20 protein-coding genes are annotated in these 21,989 nt (G+C 64.7%); 9 read left to right on the forward strand and 11 right to left on the reverse strand.

Features of this window, described 5'->3' with window-relative positions; all coding sequences use genetic code 11:
* Positions 1-176: 176 nt before the first annotated feature.
* Genes AC0Z42_RS20505 through AC0Z42_RS20530 form a run of 6 tightly spaced genes read left to right on the forward strand, consistent with a single transcriptional unit; the run spans position 177 to position 4,777 of the window.
* On the forward strand, positions 177-914 hold the full coding sequence (locus AC0Z42_RS20505) for a GNAT family N-acetyltransferase (RefSeq protein ID WP_485470028.1): 738 nt from the start codon (positions 177-179) through the stop codon (positions 912-914).
* Positions 901-1,158 carry an acyl carrier protein gene (locus AC0Z42_RS20510; protein WP_485470029.1) on the forward strand — a complete coding sequence of 86 codons (258 nt, stop codon included), beginning with the start codon at positions 901-903 and terminating at the stop codon, positions 1,156-1,158. The genes AC0Z42_RS20505 and AC0Z42_RS20510 overlap by 14 nt, the downstream gene beginning before the upstream one ends.
* Complete coding sequence (locus tag AC0Z42_RS20515) at positions 1,158-2,027, forward strand: hydrolase 2, exosortase A system-associated (RefSeq protein WP_485470030.1); 870 nt, start codon at positions 1,158-1,160, stop codon at positions 2,025-2,027. The genes AC0Z42_RS20510 and AC0Z42_RS20515 overlap by 1 nt, the downstream gene beginning before the upstream one ends.
* Positions 2,017-2,880, forward strand: a complete 864-nt coding sequence (locus AC0Z42_RS20520) for a hydrolase 1, exosortase A system-associated (RefSeq protein WP_485470031.1) — start codon at positions 2,017-2,019, stop codon at positions 2,878-2,880. Before AC0Z42_RS20515 ends, AC0Z42_RS20520 begins: the two co-directional genes overlap by 11 nt.
* Positions 2,874-4,130, forward strand: coding sequence for a glycosyltransferase (locus AC0Z42_RS20525; RefSeq protein ID WP_485470032.1), 1,257 nt, complete (start codon positions 2,874-2,876; stop codon positions 4,128-4,130). Before AC0Z42_RS20520 ends, AC0Z42_RS20525 begins: the two co-directional genes overlap by 7 nt.
* Entirely contained in the window at positions 4,127-4,777 is a 651-nt protein-coding gene (locus AC0Z42_RS20530) for an ABC transporter permease (RefSeq protein ID WP_485470033.1), read from the forward strand. The genes AC0Z42_RS20525 and AC0Z42_RS20530 overlap by 4 nt, the downstream gene beginning before the upstream one ends.
* Here the strand turns inward: AC0Z42_RS20530 and AC0Z42_RS20535 are convergent.
* The 3 genes from AC0Z42_RS20535 to AC0Z42_RS20545 form a co-directional block, all read right to left on the reverse strand.
* Complete coding sequence (locus tag AC0Z42_RS20535) at positions 4,764-5,501, reverse strand: hypothetical protein (protein WP_485470034.1); 738 nt, start codon at positions 5,499-5,501, stop codon at positions 4,764-4,766. The two genes, AC0Z42_RS20530 and AC0Z42_RS20535, sit on opposite strands and share 14 nt — an antisense overlap.
* A complete protein-coding gene (purT, locus tag AC0Z42_RS20540) occupies positions 5,498-6,721 on the reverse strand; it encodes a formate-dependent phosphoribosylglycinamide formyltransferase (RefSeq protein ID WP_485470035.1) in 1,224 nt (407 codons plus the stop codon). Before purT ends, AC0Z42_RS20535 begins: the two co-directional genes overlap by 4 nt.
* A gap of 107 nt (positions 6,722-6,828) precedes the next feature.
* A complete protein-coding gene (locus AC0Z42_RS20545; protein ID WP_485470036.1) occupies positions 6,829-7,719 on the reverse strand; it encodes a LysR family transcriptional regulator in 891 nt (296 codons plus the stop codon).
* Between the two features lie 115 nt (positions 7,720-7,834).
* On the opposite strand from AC0Z42_RS20545, the gene AC0Z42_RS20550 reads away from it, so the two are divergent.
* Positions 7,835-9,331 (forward strand): MFS transporter, encoded by a 1,497-nt coding sequence (locus AC0Z42_RS20550; protein WP_485470037.1) that lies wholly within the window; start codon positions 7,835-7,837, stop codon positions 9,329-9,331.
* Here AC0Z42_RS20550 and AC0Z42_RS20555 read toward each other — a convergent pair.
* Both AC0Z42_RS20555 and AC0Z42_RS20560 read right to left on the reverse strand, forming a co-directional pair.
* A complete protein-coding gene (locus AC0Z42_RS20555) occupies positions 9,313-9,858 on the reverse strand; it encodes a CPBP family glutamic-type intramembrane protease (RefSeq protein WP_485470038.1) in 546 nt (181 codons plus the stop codon). The genes AC0Z42_RS20550 and AC0Z42_RS20555 overlap by 19 nt on opposite strands.
* Positions 9,859-9,934: 76 nt before the next feature.
* Positions 9,935-11,515 carry a methyl-accepting chemotaxis protein gene (locus AC0Z42_RS20560; RefSeq protein ID WP_485470039.1) on the reverse strand — a complete coding sequence of 527 codons (1,581 nt, stop codon included), beginning with the start codon at positions 11,513-11,515 and terminating at the stop codon, positions 9,935-9,937.
* Positions 11,516-11,953: 438 nt separating this feature from the next.
* Between AC0Z42_RS20560 and lpxO the strand changes: the two genes are divergently transcribed.
* On the forward strand, positions 11,954-12,853 hold the full coding sequence (gene lpxO / locus AC0Z42_RS20565; protein ID WP_485470040.1) for a lipid A hydroxylase LpxO: 900 nt from the start codon (positions 11,954-11,956) through the stop codon (positions 12,851-12,853).
* A gap of 60 nt (positions 12,854-12,913) precedes the next feature.
* On the opposite strand, the gene AC0Z42_RS20570 is transcribed toward lpxO, so the two are convergent.
* From AC0Z42_RS20570 to AC0Z42_RS20595, 6 genes are all read right to left on the reverse strand, one after another.
* Complete coding sequence (locus tag AC0Z42_RS20570) at positions 12,914-13,483, reverse strand: DUF1439 domain-containing protein (RefSeq protein ID WP_485470041.1); 570 nt, start codon at positions 13,481-13,483, stop codon at positions 12,914-12,916.
* Between the two features lie 220 nt (positions 13,484-13,703).
* On the reverse strand, positions 13,704-14,645 hold the full coding sequence (locus AC0Z42_RS20575; protein ID WP_485470042.1) for a hypothetical protein: 942 nt from the start codon (positions 14,643-14,645) through the stop codon (positions 13,704-13,706).
* 35 nt (positions 14,646-14,680) lie between these two features.
* On the reverse strand, positions 14,681-15,124 hold the full coding sequence (locus AC0Z42_RS20580) for a hemerythrin domain-containing protein (protein WP_485470043.1): 444 nt from the start codon (positions 15,122-15,124) through the stop codon (positions 14,681-14,683).
* Between the two features lie 101 nt (positions 15,125-15,225).
* Complete coding sequence (gene prsR / locus AC0Z42_RS20585; protein WP_485470044.1) at positions 15,226-16,581, reverse strand: PEP-CTERM-box response regulator transcription factor; 1,356 nt, start codon at positions 16,579-16,581, stop codon at positions 15,226-15,228.
* A gap of 30 nt (positions 16,582-16,611) precedes the next feature.
* Entirely contained in the window at positions 16,612-18,591 is a 1,980-nt protein-coding gene (gene prsK, locus AC0Z42_RS20590; protein ID WP_485470055.1) for an XrtA/PEP-CTERM system histidine kinase PrsK, read from the reverse strand.
* A 74-nt stretch (positions 18,592-18,665) separates the two neighbouring features.
* Positions 18,666-20,054 carry a TIGR03013 family XrtA/PEP-CTERM system glycosyltransferase gene (locus AC0Z42_RS20595; protein WP_485470045.1) on the reverse strand — a complete coding sequence of 463 codons (1,389 nt, stop codon included), beginning with the start codon at positions 20,052-20,054 and terminating at the stop codon, positions 18,666-18,668.
* A 205-nt stretch (positions 20,055-20,259) separates the two neighbouring features.
* Here AC0Z42_RS20595 and nadB point away from each other — a divergent pair, with 205 nt between their 5' ends.
* Entirely contained in the window at positions 20,260-21,873 is a 1,614-nt protein-coding gene (nadB, locus tag AC0Z42_RS20600; RefSeq protein WP_485470046.1) for an L-aspartate oxidase, read from the forward strand.
* The last annotated feature ends 116 nt before the right edge of the window (positions 21,874-21,989 follow it).

Genomic DNA, 21,989 nt, shown 5'->3' on the forward strand with positions numbered 1-21,989 from the left:
CCAAGCATGATGCATTTCATGCATCCCCCTATGATTGGGACAAACGGCGGCGTGGTTCTTGATTTTTATCAACTAATCGGCCCCGGTGGCACATCTTGAGGCGGCGCAAGACTCATCAGCGCCGCTGCGCTCTAATGGACAACGTTGGCTGCCCAGCCGCTCTATCGTGTTCCGCCATGGCCTGCTTCCTGAACTTCGTTCCCCGTATCGCCGCCACCGTCCGCCAGCTGGGCTGGCGCGACAGCGCCTGGCATGCGTGCGCGCGCCTGCTGCAGACCGTGCCTGGCGGGCGCTGCGCGTTGCACCGCTATCAGTTCGTGGCCCAGCCCGTGGCGCCCGGTTCGCTGTGCCGGGGCCGCGGCAAGACGATCGCCATCAGGCCCTGCCTGGCGGCCGAGGCGCTGCCGCCCGGCCCTGAACGGCCGTTGGCGGTACTGCAGGAGCGTTACGACCAGGGCGCGCAATGCCTGGTGGCGCAGGTTGACAACGCAAACGATGCTGGCCAGCCCATGGCCGGCTGGCTGTGGATGCTGCGCGGCGCCTGCCAGGAAGACGAGGTGCGCGCGCGCTATGTGCTGGCGCCGGAAGTTTCCTGGGACCTGGACGTATGGGTGCATCCCGGGCAGCGCGGCGCGCTGGTGTTCGCCCGCCTGTGGGAAGAAGCCAACACCGTACTTCATGCGCAGGGCGTGCGCTGGTCATGCAGCCGTATTTCGCGTTTCAACCGCAGCTCGCTGGCGGCCCATGCGCGCCTGGGCGCCGTCGCCCTGGGCACGGCCACCTTTGTGCGCTGCGGCCGCTGGCAATGGATGATCGCCAGCCTGCCGCCGTATCTGCATTTGTCACGCCACCCCGCCAGTTTCCCCAGTTTCCGCTTTGATCATTTACCCAGGAGCCGCCATGCCGCCACTTGACACCATCACCGCCATCCTGCGCGCCGCGCTGGGACTGGGTGCGCAGCCGCTGGCGCACGATACGCCGCTGCTGGGCAGCCTGCCGGAGCTCGATTCGATGGCGGTGATCGGCGTGATCGCCGCGCTGGAAGACCATTTCGGCTTCACCATCGAGGACGACGATATCCACGCCCGCCATTTCGCCACGGTCGGCACCTTGCAGGCGTTTGTCGACGCCAAGCTGGCGCAAGCGGATTTGCGCTGATGCTGAACGCCACCACCAGCCTGCTGCCGTTCTTCCTGCCGGCGCAAAGCGGCCAGCGCTACTGCCTGCTGCACCTGCCCGCGCCTGGCCAGCCGGCGCGTGGCGGCATTTTGTATATCCACCCGTTTGCCGAAGAGCTCAACAAAAGCCGCCATGTGGCCGCCATGCAGGCGCGTGCCTTTGCCGCCGCCGGCTACAGCGTGCTGCAGATCGACCTGTACGGTTGTGGCGACAGCAGCGGCGACTTCGGCGACGCGCGCTGGAGCATCTGGCGCAACGACCTGCACCTGGCCTGCGCCTGGCTGGCGCAGCGCGTCGACGGCCCCTTGACCCTGTGGGGCTTGCGGCTGGGCGCCCTGCTGGCGCTGCAACTGGCCGCGCATGCGCCGGTCCCGCTGGAGCGGCTGCTGCTGTGGCAGCCGGAACTGGACGGCCGGCGCGCCATCGACCGCTTCCTGCGCCTGCGCCTGGCCGGCCGCATGCTGGCTGGCGACACCGAAGCGCCCGGCCACGCGCGTGCCGAACTGGCGGCCGGGCGCGCGCTCGAAGTGGCCGGCTACCTGCTGGCGCCGGCACTGGCGCAGGCCATCGACGCCATGGCGGCTGCCAAGCTGCGCCCAGATGTGCCGGTTTACTGGCTGGAATACCTGGCCGGCGACGCCACCTTGCTGCCGGCAGCGGCTACCAGGCTGGCCACGCAATGGCGCGGCGACGGCGTGGCGCTGCAGGTGGCCGGCTTTGGCGACGGCCCCTTCTGGAGCAGCGCCGAATTGCTGGCATGCCCGCAACTGCTGGACGCCACCGCCAGCGTCTGCCACGGCTGGCTGGAACAGGGAGAACAACAGGGAGAACCCCAGCATGAACAATGAGATGGCTGCCATCGAGCCGGTGCGCCAGCTGGCGCTGCGCTTTCGCTGCGCTGGCGATGCCGACGCGCGCCTGGTTGGCATATTGACCCTGCCGGCAACGCCGGGGCCGCGCGGCGTATTGATCGTCACGGGCGGGCCGCAGTACCGTGCCGGCAGCCACCGCCAGTTCGTGCTGCTGGCACGCTTCCTGGCTGCGCGCGGCATGGCCGTGCTGCGCTTCGACTACCGCGGCATGGGCGACAGCGAAGGTGCACCGCGCGACTACCGCGATGTCGACGCCGACATCGCCGCCGCGCTGGCGCAGTTTTTCGCCGCCGTGCCGGCCCTGCGCGAGGTAGTGCTGTGGGGCCTGTGCGACGGCGCCACGGCGGCCGCCTGCCACGCGCCGCGCGATCCACGCATCAATGGCCTGATATTGCTGAACCCCTGGGTACGCAGCCCGGCGGGCCTGGCGCGCGCCACCTTGCGCCATTACTATTTGCCGCGCCTGCTGCAAGCGGCATTCTGGCGCAAGCTGGCCGGCGGCGGCGTGCGAATGAAAGACAGCCTGACTTCGCTGCGCCAGGTCGCTGCCGACAGCCAGCACCGGCCAGCAGGGGCGGAGGCGCCGGCCAACCTGCTGTTCCGGGCCCTGGGCTGCTTTCGCGGCAAGGTGCTGCTGATCCTGAGCGGCGACGACCTGGGCGCGCGCGAATGGACCACCCTGCTGGCGCGCGACCGCGCCTGGCGCGAACTGGGCAGCAGCCGCAGCTGGCGCCAGGAAGAAGTGGCGGGCGCCAACCATACTTTTTCCAGCGCCGCCGCACGCGCGCAGGTCGAACAATTGTGCGCTGACTGGATAAGCTCATGCTGACGCGCCGCGTGCTGATGATCGCCTACCATTTCCCGCCGCTGCAAGGCGGCAGCGGCGTGCTGCGCACCCAGGGCTTTGCGCGCTACCTGCCCGAAGCGGGCTGGCAGCCGCTGGTGCTGAGCGCCAGCGCGCACGCCCATGTCCATACCAGCGCTGTGGCGCACGACGACGGCCAGCTGACGGTGCGGCGCAGCGCGGCGCTGGACGCGGCGCGCCACTTGTCGCTGCGCGGGCGCTATCCGGCCTGCCTGGCCCTGCCCGACCGCTGGAGTTCCTGGTGGCTGAGCGCCGTGCCGGCCGGGCTGGCCATGATACGGCGCTACCGGCCCGACGCGATCTGGTCCACCTACCCGATCGCCACCGCCCACCTGATCGGCCTGACCTTGCACAAGCTGACCGGCCTGCCGTGGATCGCCGACCAGCGCGACCCGATGATCGACGACAGCGACCCGCAAGCGCCATATCCCGCCAATGCCCGCCTGCACCGACTGCATGCTTGGATCGAACAGCGCATCGCGGCGCGCAGCGCGGCCATCGTCTGCACCACGCCGGGCGCCCTCGACAGCCACCGCCGGCGCCTGGCGCATGTCGATGCCGGGCGCTTCTGCCTGATCGAAAATGGCTACGACGAGGCCGGGTTTGACGCCGGCGCCACGCCACAGCGCCACCGCAAGCGCTTTCTGCTGCTGCACAGCGGCGTGATCTATCCGTCCGAGCGCGATCCCCAGGCGCTGTTCGTCGCCCTGGCCCGGCTGCGCCAGGGCGGCGTCCTGAACGCGCATAATTTCCAGCTGCTGCTGCGCGCCACCGGCCATGACGCCTGGCTGGCCGGCCTGCTGGACAAATACGGCATCGCCGACCTCGTTACCCTGGCGCCGCTACAGGCACACCAGGAAGCGCTGCGCGAAATGCAGTCGGCCGACGGCTTGCTGCTGCTGCAGGCGGCCAACTGCAATGGCCAGATTCCCGCCAAGCTGTATGAATACCTGCGCTGCCGCCTGCCCGTGCTGGCCCTGACCGACCTGGCCGGCGACAGTGCAGCCAAGCTGCGCCTGTGCGGCATCGACACCATCGGCCAGCTGGCGTCGAGCGCCGACTGCGCGCGCGCACTGTTGCGTTTCATCGAGCTGGCGCGCCAGGGCCGCGCGCCACTGGCCAGCCACGGCGCCATCGCGCTGCAATCGCGGCAGGCGCGCAGCCATGCGCTGGCCGACCTGCTCGACCAGGTCACCCACCGGAGTCCATCATGAAAATCGTGCTGATTTTTTGCGCCTGCGCCTGCCTGGCCGGCGCCGCCAACGCGCAGTCGAACTGCCCGCCGTACGTGAAACACCAGCCCGGTGGCGACTACACCAATGCGGAAGACCGCGCCGGGCTGGTAGTGGTCGAGCAATATCACTTTTCACGCAATGTGGAAACCCTCAAGCAAGGCATGACGGGCAGCCTGGGCAGTGACATCAGCTACACGCTCGAGCACTTCCCCAACCATCACCGGGCGCTGGCCGCCATGGCCAAGCTGGGCCTGCGCGACAAGCGCGTGCAGCCGGTCGGCGCGCGCTACACGGTCAGCTGCTACTTCGAGCGCGCGATCGCCTATGCGCCGCACGACACCACGGCGCGCATGGTGTTCGGCAACTACCTGCTGGCCACCAAGCAGGACGCAGCAGCGCTGGAACAGCTGCAGGAAGCGGCGCGCCGTGAACCCGAACACGCCACCTTGCAGTACAACCTGGGCCTGCTGCAGGTGAAACGCAAGGACTACGCGCAGGCGCGCGAGCATGCCGCCAAGGCCTATGCCCTGGGTTTTCCTTTGCAGGGCCTGAAAAACCAGCTGAAAAAAGCCGGCCAGTGGCAAGAGCCGCCGGCCGAAGCAAGGGCCGCCGCTACGGCAGAATGACGGCCGGGCGACTGGCCACGCTCAGGCGCCTGGTCGGCGAGGCGGCCAAGGCCATGGCCAGCGCCGCGCGCGCTGCCGCACGGTCTTCGGCCTCGCCGATAAAGCGCAGTTCCTGCGGCTGCAGCACTGTGGCCGTCAGCATCATCACCGGACCATACGGTGTGTCGAACGCGGCAGGAATGCCCGGCGCGGTCGTATCGATCAGCACGCCCACCTGTTCATTCTCGTCTTCCAGGCCATCCGGTGGCGCTTGCAGGTCCAGCGCCATCGACACGCTGCCATGGCGCTCGACCAGCAGATCGATCGAACCGTGATCGGCCACGTTCTGGCTCAATTGATACACCAGGTCGAACAGCCACGAGCCGGCGATATCGCCATCCTCGAAGCTCGACAGCGGCGCCTCCACGCACACCTCCACCAGATAGCCGCGTGGCTCGAAAATATCGTCGTCGTCTTCGAACGGATCGCTCAGGCCATCGCTGGCGATGATGATGGAGTCAGGCCGGCGTATCACGCGCCAGGCCTGGCGCAGTGACGGCCAGCGTGGCCCGCCCATGAAGGACGGGTTGACCAGCGGCGCCAGCACATCGCCGTCGATGGCGCCCAGGCTGGCATAAAACGCGTCGCGCGCGGCGCAGGCATTGGCCAGCATCTGCGCGCCAGCGTCCTTGCCGACTACCGCGTGTTCCGACGGGGCTACATAAGGGATCTCTTCTTCGCTCATTTTTTCTCCACGGGTTGAACTTTCGATGCCGCCAGCACGGCCCGCTGGCGCGCGGTGTCAATCTCGTCGGCGCAGGCCAGCGCCACGCCCATGCGGCGGCGCGCAAACGATTCCGGCTTGCCGAACAGGCGCAGGTCCGTTCCCGGCACGCGCAAGGCGTCGGCCACGCCTTCAAAGGCGATGCCCTTCGCGTCGAGCTGGCCATAGATGACGGCCGACGCGCCCGGCGAGCGCAGCGCCACATTGACGGGCAGGCCCAGGATGGCTTTCGCGTGCAGCTCGAATTCGCTTTGCACCTGGGTTGCCATGGTCACCATGCCGGTATCGTGCGGACGCGGACTCACTTCCGAAAACCATACCATGTCATCCTTGACGAACAGCTCGACGCCGAACAGACCCAGGCCACCCAGGTCATCGGTCACCTTGCGCGCGATCTCGCGCGAGCGCACCAGCGCCAGCGGCGCCATGCGCGCCGGCTGCCACGATTCCACATAGTCGCCCTGCACCTGCAAATGGCCGATCGGCTCGCAAAACTGCGTCTCGAGCTGGCCCGAGCTGCCGATGGCGCGTACCGTCAGCAAGGTGATCTCGTAATCAAAATCGATGAAGCCTTCGACGATCACCCGGCCCGTATCGACCCTGCTGCCGCTGGCCGCATAAGCCCAGGCAGCTTCCACGTCCGCCGCACTATCCAGCTTGGACTGGCCCTTGCCCGACGACGACATGACCGGTTTGACCACGCACGGAAAGCCGATTTCCTGGCAGGCGAGCTGCAATTCGTGCAAGCTGCTGGCGAAGCGGTATGGCGACGTGGCCACGCCAAGGTCCTCGGCCGCCAGCCGGCGTATGCCTTCGCGGTTCATCGTCAGCTGGGCCGCGCGTGCGGTCGGAATGCAGGTGATCTGGCCGGCCGCTTCCAGCGCCGCCAGGGTATCCGTGGCGATCGCCTCGATTTCCGGCACCACCAGATCGGGCTTTTCCAGCTCGATCAGCGCCGCCAGCGCCACGCCGTCGCTCATGTCGATCACATGCGAGCGGTGCGCTACCGGATGGCCGGGCGCATTCGGATAACGGTCGACCGCGATCACTTCCACGCCCAGGCGCTGCAAGGCAATGATCACTTCCTTGCCCAGTTCGCCGGAACCGAGCAGCATGACCTTGATGGCGGTGGAAGACAGGGGCGTACCGAAAGTGCGGGGCGTGCTGAGAACATTCGTCATGGGCAGTAGCTAGGGTGGTGGAGAAAGATGGCTGGAACTATAACAAATGCCGGCCGTACTGGACAGACCGCACCCCACCGGGATGTCAGCGTGGCGAGAAAAGCGATCTAGTACGTCTGCGGCGCGCCTTTTTCAAAATGCTCGACAAGGAAATCGATAAAGGCACGCAAGCGGGCAGGCAACTGCCGGCTCGCGGGCCACAACACCCAAAAACTCCCTTCCTGCCGGGTGAACTCATCGAGCAAGCTTACCAAACGTCCATCCGCCACCTCCTGCTGCACCGTAAAAGCAGGCAGGTAGGCGATCCCGCGCCCCTGCACGGCAAGGAAAACCCGCATTTCAACGCTATTGCATACCAGGCTGGCCAGAGAATGACCATCATCCGGCCCCAGCGGCCACTGCTCCAGCTTGCCTGTCGCGGGAAACCGATAATGCAACTGCACATGGCGCGCCAGTTCGGCCGGAGTGCCGGGCGTGCCATGGCGGGCAAGGTAGCCTGGCGCCGCCACCAGCAGCCGCCGAAAACCGCACAGCCGCCGCCGCGTCAGGCCGGAATCGTCCAGCGCGCCCGTACGCACCACCGCGTCATAGCCACCGCTGATGACATTGACCAGGCCGTCCGAAAAATCCAGGTCCAGCTCGATGGCAGGATAAGCCTGCATGAATTCCAGGATCACGGCATGAAACAGCCCGCTGTAACGCGGCAGGCTGATGCGCAAACGGCCGCTGGGACCCTTGCTCGATGCGCTCAGCTCCTGCTCGGCCGCTTGGACTTCAGACAGGATGCGCCGGCAGCGCGCCAGAAACTGTTCCCCCTCCACCGTCAGCGCCAAATGGCGCGTGCTGCGCCGGAACAAGCGGGCACCCAGCCGCGCCTCCATGCGCGCCACGCTTTTGCCCACCGCCGAGGAGGACAGCCCCAGTTGGCGGGCGGTGGCCGAAAAACTGCCGCTGTCGGCCACCTGCACGAACATGGCGATACTGCCCAGGCTATCCATACGCTTCCCTTGCTTGATTCAAGACATATTTGTCCGCTGTGTTTGTCAGTCTAGCCTATTTTTCTGCAATCGCCTGGCGCTCATACTCGCTTTTCTTTCCTTACCGCGAGTCATCATGCATATTGTTTTGAAGCCTGCCACCCGCTGGACGCTGTCGCTGCAGGTACTGGCCGCCTGCCTGACGGGCCTGTTGATACCGCTCTCGTTTACCGGTCCGGCCGTCGCGCTGCCGGCCCTGAGCCAGCTGCCGGGTGCCAGTCCCTCCGCCCTGAACTGGGTACTTAACGCCTATATTCTCAGCTATGGCAGCGCCATGATGGTGGCCGGCAGCCTGACCGACCTGCTGGGCAGGCGCAGGGTCTGGCTGGCGGGGCTGATGCTGTTTTGCATGGCCACCATCGCCATCGCCATGGCGCCGTCGGTGCCACTGATCGCCGTGCTGCGTTTCGTGCAGGGCCTCGGTGGCGCCGCCGCGTTTGCCGCCGCCATGTCCTCGCTGTCGCCGCTGTTCCAGGGCGCGGCGCGCAACCGGGTCATGAGTTTACTGGGTACCACCTTCGGCGTCGGCCTGGCGTTCGGACCGCTGGCGGCCGGCGCCGTGCTGGCGGTGGCCCACTGGCCCGCCATCTTCCACGCCACCGCCGCGCTTGGCATGCTGGGACTGCTGCTGGCGTGGGCCAGCGTGCCGCGCGACTCCAGCCATGCCGGCGGTCGGCTGGACTGGCCCGGCGCCATCAGTTTCAGCGGCGCGCTCGGGCTGTTGACGGTAGCACTGCTGCTGGCGCCCGAACACGGCTGGCGCAGCCCGGCCGTTCTATGGCCCGGGCTGGCGGCGCTGCTGCTGTTCCTGGCATTCCTGCGCATCGAGAAAAACGCCGCGCAGCCGCTGCTGGACCTGTCGCTGTTCCGCCAGCGCCGCTTTGTCGGCGTGCAGGTACTGGCCGCCTCGCCCGCTTTCCTGTTCATCGTGCTGGTGGTCATGCTGCCCGGGCGTTTTATCGGCGTCGACGGCATGGCGCCGCTGGCGGCCGGGCAACTGATGATGGCGCTGGCCGCGCCGCTGTTGCTGGTGCCGCTGGCGGCGGCGTTGCTGCTGCGCTGGTGCAGCGCCACCATGCTGTGCTCGGCCGGCCTGCTGGTGGCGGCTGCGGGCCTGGCCTGGCTGGCGTCGACCGGCGCGGCAACGCCATGGCCGCTGCTGCTGATCGGCGTGGGCATCGGCTTGCCCTGGGGCCTGATGGATGCGATGGCGTTGAGCGTGGTCGAGCCGCAGCGGGCCGGCATGGCTACCGGCATCTTCAATACGGTGCGCGTGTCGGCCGATGGCGTGGCGCTGGCGGTGGCCGGCGCCGTGCTGTCAGGCCTGATCGGCATCAGCCTGGCCGACAAGCTGCCGGCGGACCTGCCTTTGGTGCAAGCGGCCAGCCGCGCCGCGCTGGGCGACTTGCGGCAAGCCGCGCAATTGCTGCCGGGCCAGCTAGAACTGCTGAGAACCACCTACGACGCGGCATTCCGCCAGTTGCTGCTGTGCTTGTCGGCCGTGGCGGTGGCAACCGCGCTGCTGCTGTTGTATTTGCTGCGCAAAGGGCAGCCTCAGGCGTCAAAGCCATAGGCAACGGCGACCAGCAGCAGGGAATTGTTGATGGCGCGAGCCAGCGCGGTGGTGGCGTAAGCCGATGCCACGCCCGGTTCGCGGTAGCGCAAGTAGATAAAGCTGAACATGGCGCCTGAACCGAGCGCGACGATTGCATGCAGCAAGCCGCCGCTCAGGTAATGGACGATGCCCCACAGGATGGCGCCGATAAAAATACTCAATGGCTGCCCGATGCCGAAGCGCCGCAGGATTTCCAGCGGCAGCAGCTGGCCCAAAAAAGTTTCTAGGATGGGAGAATAGATGACCACCCAGAACAGCAACAGCGGCAGCGACATCTCGCGCTGAAACCTGGCCAACCCCGTGTGTGCGCCCCAGTACTGCGGCGGCAGCAGCGCCTTGGCGGTGGCCAGGATGGCAAAGCAGAGCGCGCACGTCAGCACCGCCCAGCCGATGGCACCGAGCACGTTGCGCAGCACCCGCGGCTTCGCCCTCGCATTGAAGGCGAACTTCGGGCGGTCCACATCGTGACTCCTGTGCAGCTGCATATGCGATCCTGGGGGCGCTGGTCCGACTTCCATTGTAGCGCCTAAAACGCAATCTGCACGCTTTCCAGGAGACCCTTCAGGCGGCCAGCAGCAGCGGCTTGTGCTGCGCGTGGGCCAGTTTGAAGATGCCCACTTCCTGCTCCAACTGTTGCGCCTGCTCTTGCAGCTGATGCGCGGCGGCGGCCGCATGCTCGACCAGTGCCGCGTTCTGCTGCGTGACTTTGTCCATGTCGACGATGGCGCGGTTGATCTGCTCGATGCCGGCGCCCTGTTCCTGGGTCGCATGGCTGATCTCGGCCATGATGCCCGTCACGCGGCCGATGCCGGCCACCACGTCATGCATGGTGGCGCCCGCCCTTTCAACCAGCACGGTGCCGGTGCCGACCTTGCTGACCGAGTCGTTGATCAATGCCTTGATCTCGTGCGCGGCGGCGGCCGAGCGTTGCGCCAGGCTGCGCACTTCGGTGGCAACGACGGCAAAGCCGCGCCCCTGCTCGCCGGCCCGGGCCGCTTCGACGGCGGCGTTGAGCGCCAGGATATTGGTCTGGAAGGCTATGCCGTCGATGACGCCGATAATGTCAACGATCTTGTTCGATGAGGCATTGATCAGGCTCATGGTCTGCACCACTTCGGCCACCGCCTTGCCGCCCTGCTCCGATACCTTCGACGCCTCGCGCGCCAGGTGGTTGGCCTGCTGGGCGTTTTCGGCATTCTGGCGCACGGTGGCGATCAGTTGCTCCATCGACGAAGCCACTTCTTCCAGCGAACTGGCCTGCTGTTCGGTGCGCAGCGACAGGTCGCGGTTGCCCGAGGCGATATCGGTCGAGGCGGCGGCAATGCTTTCCGTGCCGTGGCGTACCTTGCCAACGATGGCCGACAGCTTGTCGCGCATGGTTTTCATGGCGAACAGCATGCTGCTGTCGTCGCCGGCGCGCGTGATCACCTCGATCGCCAGTTCACCGTGGGCAATCCGGTCGGCAATCGCCGCCGCATAGTCGGGTTCGCCACCAAGCTGGCGCAGCAAGCGGCGCGTGATGACGGTGCCGACCACCACGCAGACCAGCACGCTGATTGCGGCCAGCACCGCCATCCAGCGTACCGACTGGCCGTAGATGGCGTGCGCCGCTTCGCTGGCCAGCGTCGATTCGCGCTGCACCGACTTCAATACCGTATCGATATCGATCACGATCTGGCGCCGCAAGGGGCTGCAGTCATTGACCAGAAAGGCGCCATATTCTTCCATCTTGCCCGCCTCGCGCAACTGGCGCGGGCGCAGCAGCTCCTGCGCCATCGCATTCAGCCCGCTGCTCACCTTGTCGAATTGCGCGTCGCCCTTGAACACCGGCGTCAGTTTGGCCAGCGCCGCGAGGTACAGCGCTTTTTGCTGGTCCAGGATGGCCAGCTCGCGGATGGCAGCCGCCTCATCGTGGAAAATATAGGCATTGCGCGCGGCCAGGCCCGTCTGGTCGAGCGCTTCGCGCGCCACGTACAGCGGTTCGAGTTTTTGCTGTTGCACCGTTTCCTGGGCGCTCATGGCGCTCGATATGGCGCCGATGCGCAACATGGCGAAGGCGGCCAGTACCAGCATCAGCGCCACCAGGGCGGCAAAGCCCAGGGTCAGGCGCATGCCGATGGTAAGACTACTTGTAGACTTCATGATAATTCCTGTTCCTGTAGTGAACATGCTGGCCGGATAAGGGTCCGGCGTGCGGCGCCGATGCGGCAGGTACTGCGTAAGAGGCGGCATTCTGGCTGGGGTGCAGGCCGGTGACTGGCGTTTTTTGGGCTGTCGGGGTGGCAATACAGGAAGGGCGAGCACGGTGGCCGGCGGGTTCTTGTACGGGCGAAACTATAACTCATGAGAAACGAAAAAAGATTTTCAGAAACTTAATTTTGATGACTAAAAGCACAAATTATTTGCTTTTAAACAAATTTTTCGCACTTATTTTTCTGCAATGTGTGGCACTTAACTTATCGCAACGACAAGCTCGCGCATTTTTACAGGTCACCGATCACGTCTGGCAGACGGGCCTCGTCCATAGGGCCGGTCATTAACTGGTTATAATTGCCCCATTCTTTCAAATCGAGGTTGAGTATGAAGTGGGCCTTGCTGGGCATTTTTGTTTTTTCCGTTTTACATATCCATTTCCGCGGCAAGGTGCGCCTGCCATTTCGCCGCCAGATCTTCGATCACTCGTCGTTCATGGCGCCGCTGAACCTGTTCATGCACGCGTTTTCAAAAGTGCCGGCCACGCCCTACCTGGCTGTGTCCGAGTTTCCCGAACTGGCGCCGCTGCAGCAGAACTGGCAGATCATCCGCGATGAAGCGTTGCGACTGCAGGAGCTGAAAAAGATCAAGGCGGCCGAAAAGAACGACGACGTCGGCTTCAATTCTTTCTTCAAATATGGCTGGAAGCGTTTTTACCTGAAATGGTATGACGCCAGCCACCCGTCGGCGCAACAGATGTGCCCGCAAACCTTTGCCCTGCTGCAATCGATTCCGTCGATAAAGGCAGCGATGTTTGCGGAACTGCCGTCCGGCGGCAAGCTCAACCCGCACCGCGACCCGTTTGCCGGCTCGCTGCGCTACCACCTGGGCTTGCAGACGCCGAACGATGACCGCTGCTTTATCGATGTCGACGGCGAACGCCACAGCTGGCGCGACGGCCAGGCCGTGATGTTTGACGAAACCTATATCCACTGGGCCCGCAACGACGCCGACAGCGACCGCATCATCCTGTTCTGCGACATCGAACGCCCGATGCGCTACCGCTGGACTCAGGCGCTGAATCGCTGGCTGGGCCGCACCCTGATGACGGCCGCCGCCTCGCCCAACGAGCTGGGCGACCAGGCCGGCGGCATCAGCAAGCTGTTCCGCATCTCGTGGGCCATGGGCCAGTACCGCCGCCGTTTCAAGGCATGGAACAAAACCGCCTACAATCTGACGCGCATCGCGCTGGTGATTGCCGTGATTGCACTGATTTATTACATTTGAGGCGTATCAGACTCAAAAAAACCGCCTTCGGGCGGTTTTTTCATGGACGTCGTATTCTTCTTATTTCACCGGTTCAAACGTCACCACCAGCCCGCTGGCAGTAGTGCGCAACCGGGTCGGCACGAACTGCACGCCCGCATAGCGCAGTTCCTCGGGCTTGAAGGTGTAGATCGGCGTTTCGTGCATCAGCTGGTCGGCCAACAGGCTGGCTACCTTGGCGAACTGGCGCTGCTGCGACTCATCCATTCCCTCGATATTGACCCGGTCCACGCTGGCGTCGGCAAGGTACACGGCGTTGCGCTGCGCATCGAGCAGCAAACGGCCCGAAATGGCCAGGTTGCCGCGCCAGTGCTGGCGCACAAACGGCGGCGTCACGCTGGCGTCGACCGACAGCGCCACCCGTTCGCGTTCAGGCTGCAAGGACAACTGCGGATTGCTGACCTTCACTTCCAGCACCGACAGCACTCGCTTGTCGATCGGAAAACGGCGTTCCAGCCCCTGCTGCATCTTGCCAAGTGACACATTGACATCGCGCGGACCGATCAGGGTCGAGCACGAGGCCAGCATGGTGCCGGCCAGAACGGCAATCGCGGCGGTTTTCAGGAAGGAACGCTTGGAAGTGGCAGTCATAAAAGTTCTCGGAAAAGTGGTGCGGCTATCTTACACAGCCGTCAGGCGCAGCACAAAGCAAATCGGACGCAGACCTTGCGGTATGCGCCCGATTTTGTGTCCGCAAAGCGGAAACGCTTAACGTACGAAGATGGCGATCAGGATGATGATCGGCAGGGGGATACCCAGCAACAGCAAGAGGATGGAACGCATGGAGTTTCTCCTGTAATAAAGTGAGTAATTAAATCGACACGTGGCGCAGCACGCGCTCGTGGTCACGCTGGCGGCCGCCAAAGGTTGCAGCCAGGGCGGCAACAAAAGCGCCGAGCAACAGGGCAACAAACATCCACAGTGCCGTATGGGCGCCAGCCTTGCGTGCCGTTTCGGCCGCTTGCTGGGCCTTGGCCTTGGCGTCGGCGGCAGCCTTGGCGGCGCGGCCATAGACGGCGTCGACACGGGCTTCGGCTTCGGCTTGCGTCAGGCCGGTGCGCTTGGCAACCACTTGCCCCAGGTAGGCGCGGTCATCGGCGGCCAGGCTGCCGGCAGACAGGCTGGAAGCGAAGATGCGGCCGATTTCAACGCGCTGGTCGGCGGTATTGACCGGTGCATCAGCAACAGGCATGGCCGGCGCGCCGGTTGCGGTAGCTGGCGCAGGTGCCGAGCGCAGCAGCATGTCCGAGAAATAATCGAGTGGATTACCGCCGCTGCCGCCTTCGCTGGCATTCGATGCTGCTGCACCGGCGCCGGCGGCCGCAGCTGGCGCAACCGCCGCTGCCACGCCCGTGCCCGCATCGATGGCGCCGCTCAGCACGGCGCGCGTGCCGCCGGCCAGCATGGCAACCGTCAGCAGAGTTGCCACGGCCCAGGCCAACAGGCCGTGGGCGGTATCGCGGAAATGCACTTCATCGGTATGCACCGAGCTCCATTTGGCGCGCAGGCGGCCGGCCATATAGCCGCCGATGCCGGACGCGGCCAGCTGCATGAAAGCGAGCCAGGCGATGGTGCCCACGCCGATCGCCGTCGCATTGAACGACCATGGCGAGACCGACGACAGGCCCAGGCCCACGCCCAGGATCAGCAGGATGAAGGACAAGGCGGCGGCCGCTGCGGCGCCGGCGATGACGGCGCCCCAGGAGACGCCAGGTTGATTCAGGTCCGAAACGGACAATTGCGTAGCTTGCATGAGTTTCCCCTGTAATGAAAATATTATCGTGTGATTCAAACGCCTGCAACGGCCAGCTGTTGCTTGCGGGCGGCCATTTCCTCGCCCAGCGCATCAAGGTCGACGCCGGTCTTGCGCACCTTGGGAAACATGTCGCCCTCTTCTTCCTTGACATGGTGTTCGATCTGCTCGGACAGCACGGTGACCTTGGCGTCATACAGGTCTTCGCTGGGGTCCATGGCAAGGATTTGCGCGATCAGTTCCTTCGCGCTGGCGTGCTCGACGATTGCTTCGTCCATCAGGTCGCCATCGTGGATGGGACGGCGCACGGCCGGATAGAAGATTTCTTCTTCCAGCTGGGTGTGCACGGTCAGTTCGTGGCAGATTTGATCAGCAAGTTTTTTCTTGGTTGCAAAGGAACGGTCGCTCAGGCCTTCGTACTGGGCAAACAATGCCTTGACGTCCTTGTGATCCTTCATTAATAAGCTGATTGCGTTCATGGCGCCTCCTTGTAGTTGATGAGTACAAGGATGCCGCGCCGCGCCGCCTGCGTATGTGCGACGCCATACACAAACTTGATATTTGAACCAGTATGGTGCGCCTATTTGATGCCGTGGTGGTTCATCAGGTCGTACAGGGTCGGGCGGCTCACGCCCAGCAACTCGGCCGCCTTGACGATATTGCCGTCGGCCCGCGCCAGCGCGCGCACCATGACCTTGTACTCGGCCGCGTCGCGCGCCTGGCGCAGGTTGACGCTGCCGTCGGGCGTTGCCGCCTGCACATGGTCCGGCAGGCCCAGGTCGTCAACCGTGATCTGCGGGCCGTCGCACATGATGACGGCGCGCTTGATGCAGTTTTCCACTTCACGCACATTGCCGGGCCAGTCATGCGCTTCGATTGCCTGCAGGGCGTCATTGCTGAAATGCAGGCTGGCGCGCCCTTCGCTGGCGCAGAACTTGTTCTTGAAATGGTGGGCCAGCAAGGCGCAGTCGCCGGCCCGCTCGCGCAGCGGCGGGATGCGCAGCACGATTTCACTGAGGCGGTAATACAGGTCTTCGCGGAAACGCCCCTGACCGGCCAGGGCTTTCAGGTCCTGATGGGTGGCGCAGACGACGCGCACATCGACCGCGATTTCGCCGCGCCCGCCCACGCGCTCGATTACGCGCTCCTGCAAAAAGCGCAGCAATTTGGCCTGCAGCGCCAGCGGCATGTCGCCGATTTCATCGAGAAAAAAAGTGCCGCCATGGGCCAGTTCGATCTTGCCCAGGGTCTGCCGCGCCGCGCCCGTAAACGCGCCCCGTTCATAACCGAACAGCTCGCTTTCAAGCAGGTTTTCGGGTATCGCCGCGCAATTGATGGCGACAAAGCGCTGGCTGCTGCGGCTGCTGAGCGCATGCAGCCCGCGCGCGATCAGCTCCTTGCCGCTGCCCGAGTCGCCCAAGAGCATCACGCTGGCCGACGAGGGTGCCACTTTTTCCACGCTACGGCACAGCTTGAGCATGCCGGGATCGCGGCTGACGATGCCGGCCAGCGGCGAGTCGGCCTGGGTTTGCAGCATGCGGCGGTTTTCCTGCTGCATCGCGTGCAGGTAAAAGGCGCGCGCGATGACCAGGCCCAGCATGTCGGCATCGAACGGCTTCTGGTGAAAATCATAGGCGCCCATGGCGATCGCCTTCAGCGCATGCGCGCGCTCCTGGTTGCCCGACAGCACGATCACCTTGGTGTCGGGCGCCAGCGCCAGTATCTGTTGCAAGGTGGCCAGCCCTTCGGTGGCGCCGTCCGGGTCGGGCGGCAAGCCCAGGTCCATCGTGACGACGGCCGGCAGGTGGCGCCGCACCAGCGCCAGCGCTGTCTCGCGCTCGCCCGCCAGCAGCACCTCATAGCCGTCAAAACTCCATTGCAACTGCTTTTGCAGGCCGAGATCGTCTTCGATCACCAGCAGTTTCTGCTTGCCCATGCGGTTTCCTTTGCGCAGTGTGGTGGTGGCTCAGGCCGGGTGCAGCGGCAGGATCACGCGAAACGTGGTGCCTACCTGCGGTTCGCTGCGCACTTCCAGGCTGCCGCCTACTTCACGGATATATTCGCGGCTCTCGAACACGCCGATGCCCATGCCGGCCGTCTTGGTGGTGTCAAACGGCGTGAACAGGCGTTCGCGGATGAATTGCTCGCTCATGCCAGCGCCGGTATCGCTCAGTTCAACCACCGCCGTGCGCTGTTCGCGCCGCAGGCGCACCGCCACCTGGCCGTTGCTGGCGGTGGCCTCGATGGCGTTCTGGATCAGGTGGCCCAGCACGCGCTCCAGGCGCAGGCGGTCGGCCAGCACCGTCAGTTCGCCATCGACAATTTCCAGTTGCGGCTTTGGTGCCAGGCTGGCCTTGGCCGCCACCGCCTGCTGCAGCAAGCCGTCCAGCTGCAGCGGCGAAGCGGCGTCCGGGGTTTCGCCACGCGCCAGCTTTTGCAGCAGGGTCTTCATTTTCTGCACGGAATGCTCAAGGGTGGCCAGCATGTCTTGCTGGAAAGCCGGATTGGCGCGGTGCTTTTCCGCATTGCTGAGCAGCAGCGACAATTGAAACACCAGGTTTTTCAGGTCGTGCACGATAAAGGTCGACATGCGGTTGAACGAGTCGAACTGGCGCGACACCGTCAGCGTATCGAGCGATTCGCGGTGCGCCAGGTAGCTGGCAGCCTGGCTGCCGGCAATTTTCAGCACATCGCGAATTTCCCAGTTCAGGCCCAGACGCGCCCGAGGCCGCGCCAGCGCCACCACGCCGAACAGTTTTCCGTGCAGCATCAAGGGCACCAGCAGCCAGATGGCGGGCAGCGCCAGCAGCGCCGGCGGCAAGGCCAGGCCGCCATAATGCTGCGGCTGCCGATGACAATCGTCGACCTCGATCACCCATTGCCGCGCTTCCAGGAAACGGCACAAGGGGCCGTCAGCTGGTTCAAACGGCAGCTGGGGCGGCCAGTTCCAGCTCGCTGCCGGGCTCAGCCTGCCTTCTTCGCGCAATATCCACAGGCCGCCGGCCGGGCTTTCCACCAGTTGCGCCACGGCCTGTATGCTGCGCTCGCCCAGGGCCGGGCCGTCTTCGGACAAGGCGCGCGTAAAGCGCAGCCATTCTTCGCGGTAATCGAAGATGGCCTTGTAGAAATGCTTGTTGATGAATACCTTGAGCCTGGCGCGCAGCGCGCCCGAAAACAGCACGCCGGCCAGCAGCAGCATGGCGCCACCCAGGTAGGCCATCTGCATCAGGGCGCCCCAGGCACCGCCGAAATAGCGCAGGTAATAGGCGCTGGCCGCCATCGCCAGCAGATAGATGGCCGAGCCGAGCAAGGCGGCCGAGCGGAACAGCATCTGGCGCGACACCGACAAACCCAGCGCCCAGCCCGGATTGCGCGCGGCCGACACCGCCAGCAGCGGCGCGCACAGCGCATCGACGATGCCGCGTGCGGCCCAGATATCGTCGTTGATCTCGCGAAACAGCAACGCGTCGCTGTACAGGTAAAAATCATAGGCAAACAGGCCGCCCACGCCCAGGCAGGCGAACTTGATGCCCCAGCGCTTGAGCGGCGGCGTATTGCGGTACCACTGCTCCACCAGCAGCATGCCCAGCACCGCCAGCAGCAGCCGGCAGGCGATGGCGGCGGTACGCGCAAACGCGGCCTGGCCGGCGTCCAGTTGCGGCAAGGCCGACCACCACAGCACCAGGCCGATCGCCGCCACGCCACTGCCGCCCGCCACCAGGGCCAGCAGTCGCGCGCGCGACGGCGCGATCAAGAGCAGCAGGAACACCAGCCAGGCCAGGGTGCGCAGCAACTCCAGGGCATCGCCAAACAGCGACCAGCGGCGCTCCAGCAGCACCAGCATGACGACGCCGGTGGCCCACGCGCCCGTTACCAGGCAGGCGGCCAGCAAGGCGCGCGCCTGGCGGCGGGCGCGCCAGTTGCTGATCAGCAAAAGCGAGAGCATGAAAAACGCCAGCGAAGCGACGCCATGGCTGAGCGCGGCCGCGTCGGCCACCGCCAGCAGGACGGGCCTGGCAGTCACCGGCTCCCCTTGCCGAAAAGAACCACCTGCACTGTTTCCAGCAGGATCAGCAGGTCCAGAAAGAGACTGTTGTTTTTCACATAATACAGATCGTACTGCAGTTTCTTGACGGCGTCGTCGACCGAGGCGCCGTATTGATAGCGCACCTGGGCCAGGCCGGTGATGCCAGGCTTGATGCTGTGGCGAATATTGTAATAAGGCACCTGTTCCTTGAGCTGGTCGACAAAATACGCGCGCTCGGGGCGCGGCCCGACGAAACTCATCTCGCCACGAAACACATTGAGCATCTGCGGCAACTCATCGATGCGCAGCTTGCGTAGCCAGTGACCGACGCGCGTGACGCGGCTGTCGTTGGCCTGGGCCCAGGTCGGCGTGCCGTCGCGCTCGGCGTCGCAGCGCATGCTGCGAAATTTCAGCACCTTGAACGGCGCGCCATCGCGCCCCACTCTTTCCTGTTCGTAAAACACAGGGCCGCCGTCTTCCAGCCGGATGCACAGCATGGCGAGCAGCATCAATGGCAGCGAGGCGACGAAAATGGTGGCGCTGGCGGCCAGATCGAACAATCGCTTGGAGGCGGCGCGGATAAAACTCTGGTCGAAGCCGCCGCCATAGATCAGGTAGCTCGGTTGCAGCGAGTCGATGCGGATCTGGCAGGTTTCGCGTTCGAAAAACGTCGCCGCGTCGATCACGCGCACGCCACCGAGCGCGCATTCAAGCAGCTGGCGCGCGGGAAAAGCCCCATTGCGCCGATCGCTGACGGACACCACGATTTCCTGGGCGTCATAATGGCGCGCCATCGCCAGCAGCGACAAGCCGGCCGGCAACATTGACGAGGCCGGCACGCAGCATTGCTCGCCCGGCACATTGATGCAGCCCACCACCGTGAATTGATGAAAGCCGATCTTGCTGGCCGCCAGGTCCATGCACTCCCTGGCCAGCGCGCCGCCGCCGACCAGTATCAAACGCCCCTCCATCAGCGCCGACTGCGAGGACTTGAACACCACCAGCCGCGCCAGCAGCACGCCGATGGCGCCAAGGCCGAAAATTATCACGCTGCCGCGCCCGAAATGCAGGGAGGGAATAAAGCGTACCAGCAAGCTCAGCACGGCGAAACCAAGCGCAAAGGCTGGCAGGATGCGCAACAGGGTGTTGCGGATATCCTCGCGCGAGCGGTGCTGGTACATGCCCAGCGCACTCATCGACAGCACCATCACCAGCGCAAAGATCGATGACGCCAGGTAGACCTCGCCTGCGCGCAGCGCGCCAAGGCTGTCGGCCAGTCCGACCAGGGAAGTGAAGGTCGCTGAAAACAGCAATATCAAAATTTCCAGCAAGAGCAGCACAAAGGCTGTCTTCGACACGTAATGGCTGAATATGCGGATCATGTCTCCCCCGGAAGCAAGGCTCATGCCGACAGGAAAATTGCAGGCAGGAGCTAGTCTTGCAATCATGGCGAACTGTTCAACGCAAGCCTTGACCAGCCGCAAGCCGCAACCTCAGCTATCTTTGATTTACAGAATTTATCTCAACACATGACCGATTGATGTGAAATGGACTATAGTATGCTTCCCCTAAAAAAATATAAATGTCATGAAATTTGATGTAGCGATTGTCGGCAGTGGCCTGGCGGGTCTCTCGGTTGCACTGCATTTGGCGGAGACGCGCACGGTCGCGATCATTTCAAAACGTGCGCTATTGGATGGCGCCAGCAACTGGGCGCAAGGCGGCATCGCCGCGGTGCTCGACTCGGGCGACAGCCACCAGCAGCATATCGAAGACACCCTGGTCGCCGGCGGCGGCCTGTGCGACGAGAGCGCCACGCGCTATATCGTCGAGCACGGCCGCGAAGCGATCGAATGGCTGATCGAGCAAGGCGTGCCGTTTACGCGCGACGCGACGGCTGAACTGGGTTTCCACCTGACGCGCGAAGGCGGCCACAGCCAGCGCCGCATCATCCACGCGGCCGACGCCACCGGCCACGCCGTGCAGGTGACGCTGGAAGAGAAAGTGCGCGCCCATCCCAACATTACCCTGTTCGAACACCACTGCGCGATCGACCTGATCACCTCCGACAAGCTGGGCATGAAACCGGTGCAGCGCAACGCTCAGCCGCACTGCCACGGCCTGTATGTGCAGGACGAGCAGACCGGCAAGGTATTGACCTTTGCCGCCGAGCACACCGTGCTGGCCACGGGCGGCGCCGGCAAGGTGTATTTATATACCACCAACCCGGACACGGCCAGCGGCGACGGCATCGCCATGGCCTGGCGCGCCGGCTGCCGCGTGTCGAACATGGAATTCATCCAGTTCCACCCCACCTGTCTGTACCACCCGTATGCCAAGTCCTTCCTGATTACCGAAGCCATCCGTGGCGAAGGCGGCCTGCTGAAACTGCCGCCGGAAGCAGGCGCGGCGGCCGGCCAGCGCTTCATGCTGGCCCACGACGAGCGCGCCGAACTGGCGCCGCGCGACGTGGTGGCGCGGGCGATCGACTTCGAGATCAAGAAACGCGGCCTCGATTACGTGCACCTGGACATCAGCCACAAGCCGGCCGAATTCCTGATAGAACATTTCCCCACCATCTACGCGCGCTGCCTGGAGCTGGGCATCGACATCACCAAACAGCCGATCCCGATCGTGCCGGCCGCCCACTACACCTGCGGCGGCGTGGTGACCGACCTGGCCGGCCGCGCCGACCTGCCGGGCCTGTACGCGGTCGGCGAAACGGCCTGCACCGGCCTGCATGGCGCGAATCGCCTGGCATCGAACTCGCTGCTCGAATGCATCGTGATCGGCCGCGCCTGCGCGCAGGATATCGAAAGCAAGGAAAAGCTGGGCACGCCGTATCTGCCGGACTGGGACGAAAGCCGCGTCACCGACGCCGACGAGGAAGTGGTGATTGCCCACAACTGGGACGAACTGCGCCGCTTCATGTGGAACTACGTCGGCATCGTGCGCACCACCAAGCGCCTGGAGCGGGCCCAGCACCGCATCGCCCTGCTCAAGGAAGAAATCGACGAGTACTACCGCAATTTCCGCATCACCCACGATCTGCTGGAACTGCGCAACCTGGTCGACGTCGCCTCGATGATCGTCAACAGCGCCCTGTCGCGCCGCGAAAGCCGCGGCCTGCACTTCAGCCGCGACTATCCCGAGACCTTGCCGAAGGCGATCGCCAGCGTGCTGACGCCGCCGCACCGGTAAGCGTCAACCCAGCGGCAAGTTCCGGGGTCGGACCCTGAGGGTCTGAGGTATCCCGGTTTTAATGGAGAGTCACTCCCTCGCGGCGCGGGGGATTTTTAATCGATGCGTACTGCACC

The sequence above is a fragment of the Janthinobacterium sp. 1L-D-8-B-C4 genome (assembly GCF_057291295.1).

Excerpts from the sequence above, each read along its gene's own strand:
- AC0Z42_RS20505 (WP_485470028.1), top strand. The coding sequence starts at position 177 with ATGGCCTGCTTCCTGAACTTCGTTCCCCGTATCGCCGCCACCGTCCGC.
- AC0Z42_RS20510 (WP_485470029.1), top strand. The coding sequence starts at position 901 with ATGCCGCCACTTGACACCATCACCGCCATCCTGCGCGCCGCGCTGGGA.
- AC0Z42_RS20515 (WP_485470030.1), top strand. The coding sequence starts at position 1,158 with ATGCTGAACGCCACCACCAGCCTGCTGCCGTTCTTCCTGCCGGCGCAA.
- AC0Z42_RS20520 (WP_485470031.1), top strand. The coding sequence starts at position 2,017 with ATGAACAATGAGATGGCTGCCATCGAGCCGGTGCGCCAGCTGGCGCTG.
- AC0Z42_RS20525 (WP_485470032.1), top strand. The coding sequence starts at position 2,874 with ATGCTGACGCGCCGCGTGCTGATGATCGCCTACCATTTCCCGCCGCTG.
- AC0Z42_RS20530 (WP_485470033.1), top strand. The coding sequence starts at position 4,127 with ATGAAAATCGTGCTGATTTTTTGCGCCTGCGCCTGCCTGGCCGGCGCC.
- AC0Z42_RS20535 (WP_485470034.1), bottom strand. The coding sequence starts at position 5,501 with ATGAGCGAAGAAGAGATCCCTTATGTAGCCCCGTCGGAACACGCGGTA.
- purT (WP_485470035.1), bottom strand. The coding sequence starts at position 6,721 with ATGACGAATGTTCTCAGCACGCCCCGCACTTTCGGTACGCCCCTGTCT.
- AC0Z42_RS20545 (WP_485470036.1), bottom strand. The coding sequence starts at position 7,719 with ATGGATAGCCTGGGCAGTATCGCCATGTTCGTGCAGGTGGCCGACAGC.
- AC0Z42_RS20550 (WP_485470037.1), top strand. The coding sequence starts at position 7,835 with ATGCATATTGTTTTGAAGCCTGCCACCCGCTGGACGCTGTCGCTGCAG.
- AC0Z42_RS20555 (WP_485470038.1), bottom strand. The coding sequence starts at position 9,858 with ATGCAGCTGCACAGGAGTCACGATGTGGACCGCCCGAAGTTCGCCTTC.
- AC0Z42_RS20560 (WP_485470039.1), bottom strand. The coding sequence starts at position 11,515 with ATGAAGTCTACAAGTAGTCTTACCATCGGCATGCGCCTGACCCTGGGC.
- lpxO (WP_485470040.1), top strand. The coding sequence starts at position 11,954 with ATGAAGTGGGCCTTGCTGGGCATTTTTGTTTTTTCCGTTTTACATATC.
- AC0Z42_RS20570 (WP_485470041.1), bottom strand. The coding sequence starts at position 13,483 with ATGACTGCCACTTCCAAGCGTTCCTTCCTGAAAACCGCCGCGATTGCC.
- AC0Z42_RS20575 (WP_485470042.1), bottom strand. The coding sequence starts at position 14,645 with ATGCAAGCTACGCAATTGTCCGTTTCGGACCTGAATCAACCTGGCGTC.
- AC0Z42_RS20580 (WP_485470043.1), bottom strand. The coding sequence starts at position 15,124 with ATGAACGCAATCAGCTTATTAATGAAGGATCACAAGGACGTCAAGGCA.
- prsR (WP_485470044.1), bottom strand. The coding sequence starts at position 16,581 with ATGGGCAAGCAGAAACTGCTGGTGATCGAAGACGATCTCGGCCTGCAA.
- prsK (WP_485470055.1), bottom strand. The coding sequence starts at position 18,591 with ATGCTCTCGCTTTTGCTGATCAGCAACTGGCGCGCCCGCCGCCAGGCG.
- AC0Z42_RS20595 (WP_485470045.1), bottom strand. The coding sequence starts at position 20,054 with ATGATCCGCATATTCAGCCATTACGTGTCGAAGACAGCCTTTGTGCTG.
- nadB (WP_485470046.1), top strand. The coding sequence starts at position 20,260 with ATGAAATTTGATGTAGCGATTGTCGGCAGTGGCCTGGCGGGTCTCTCG.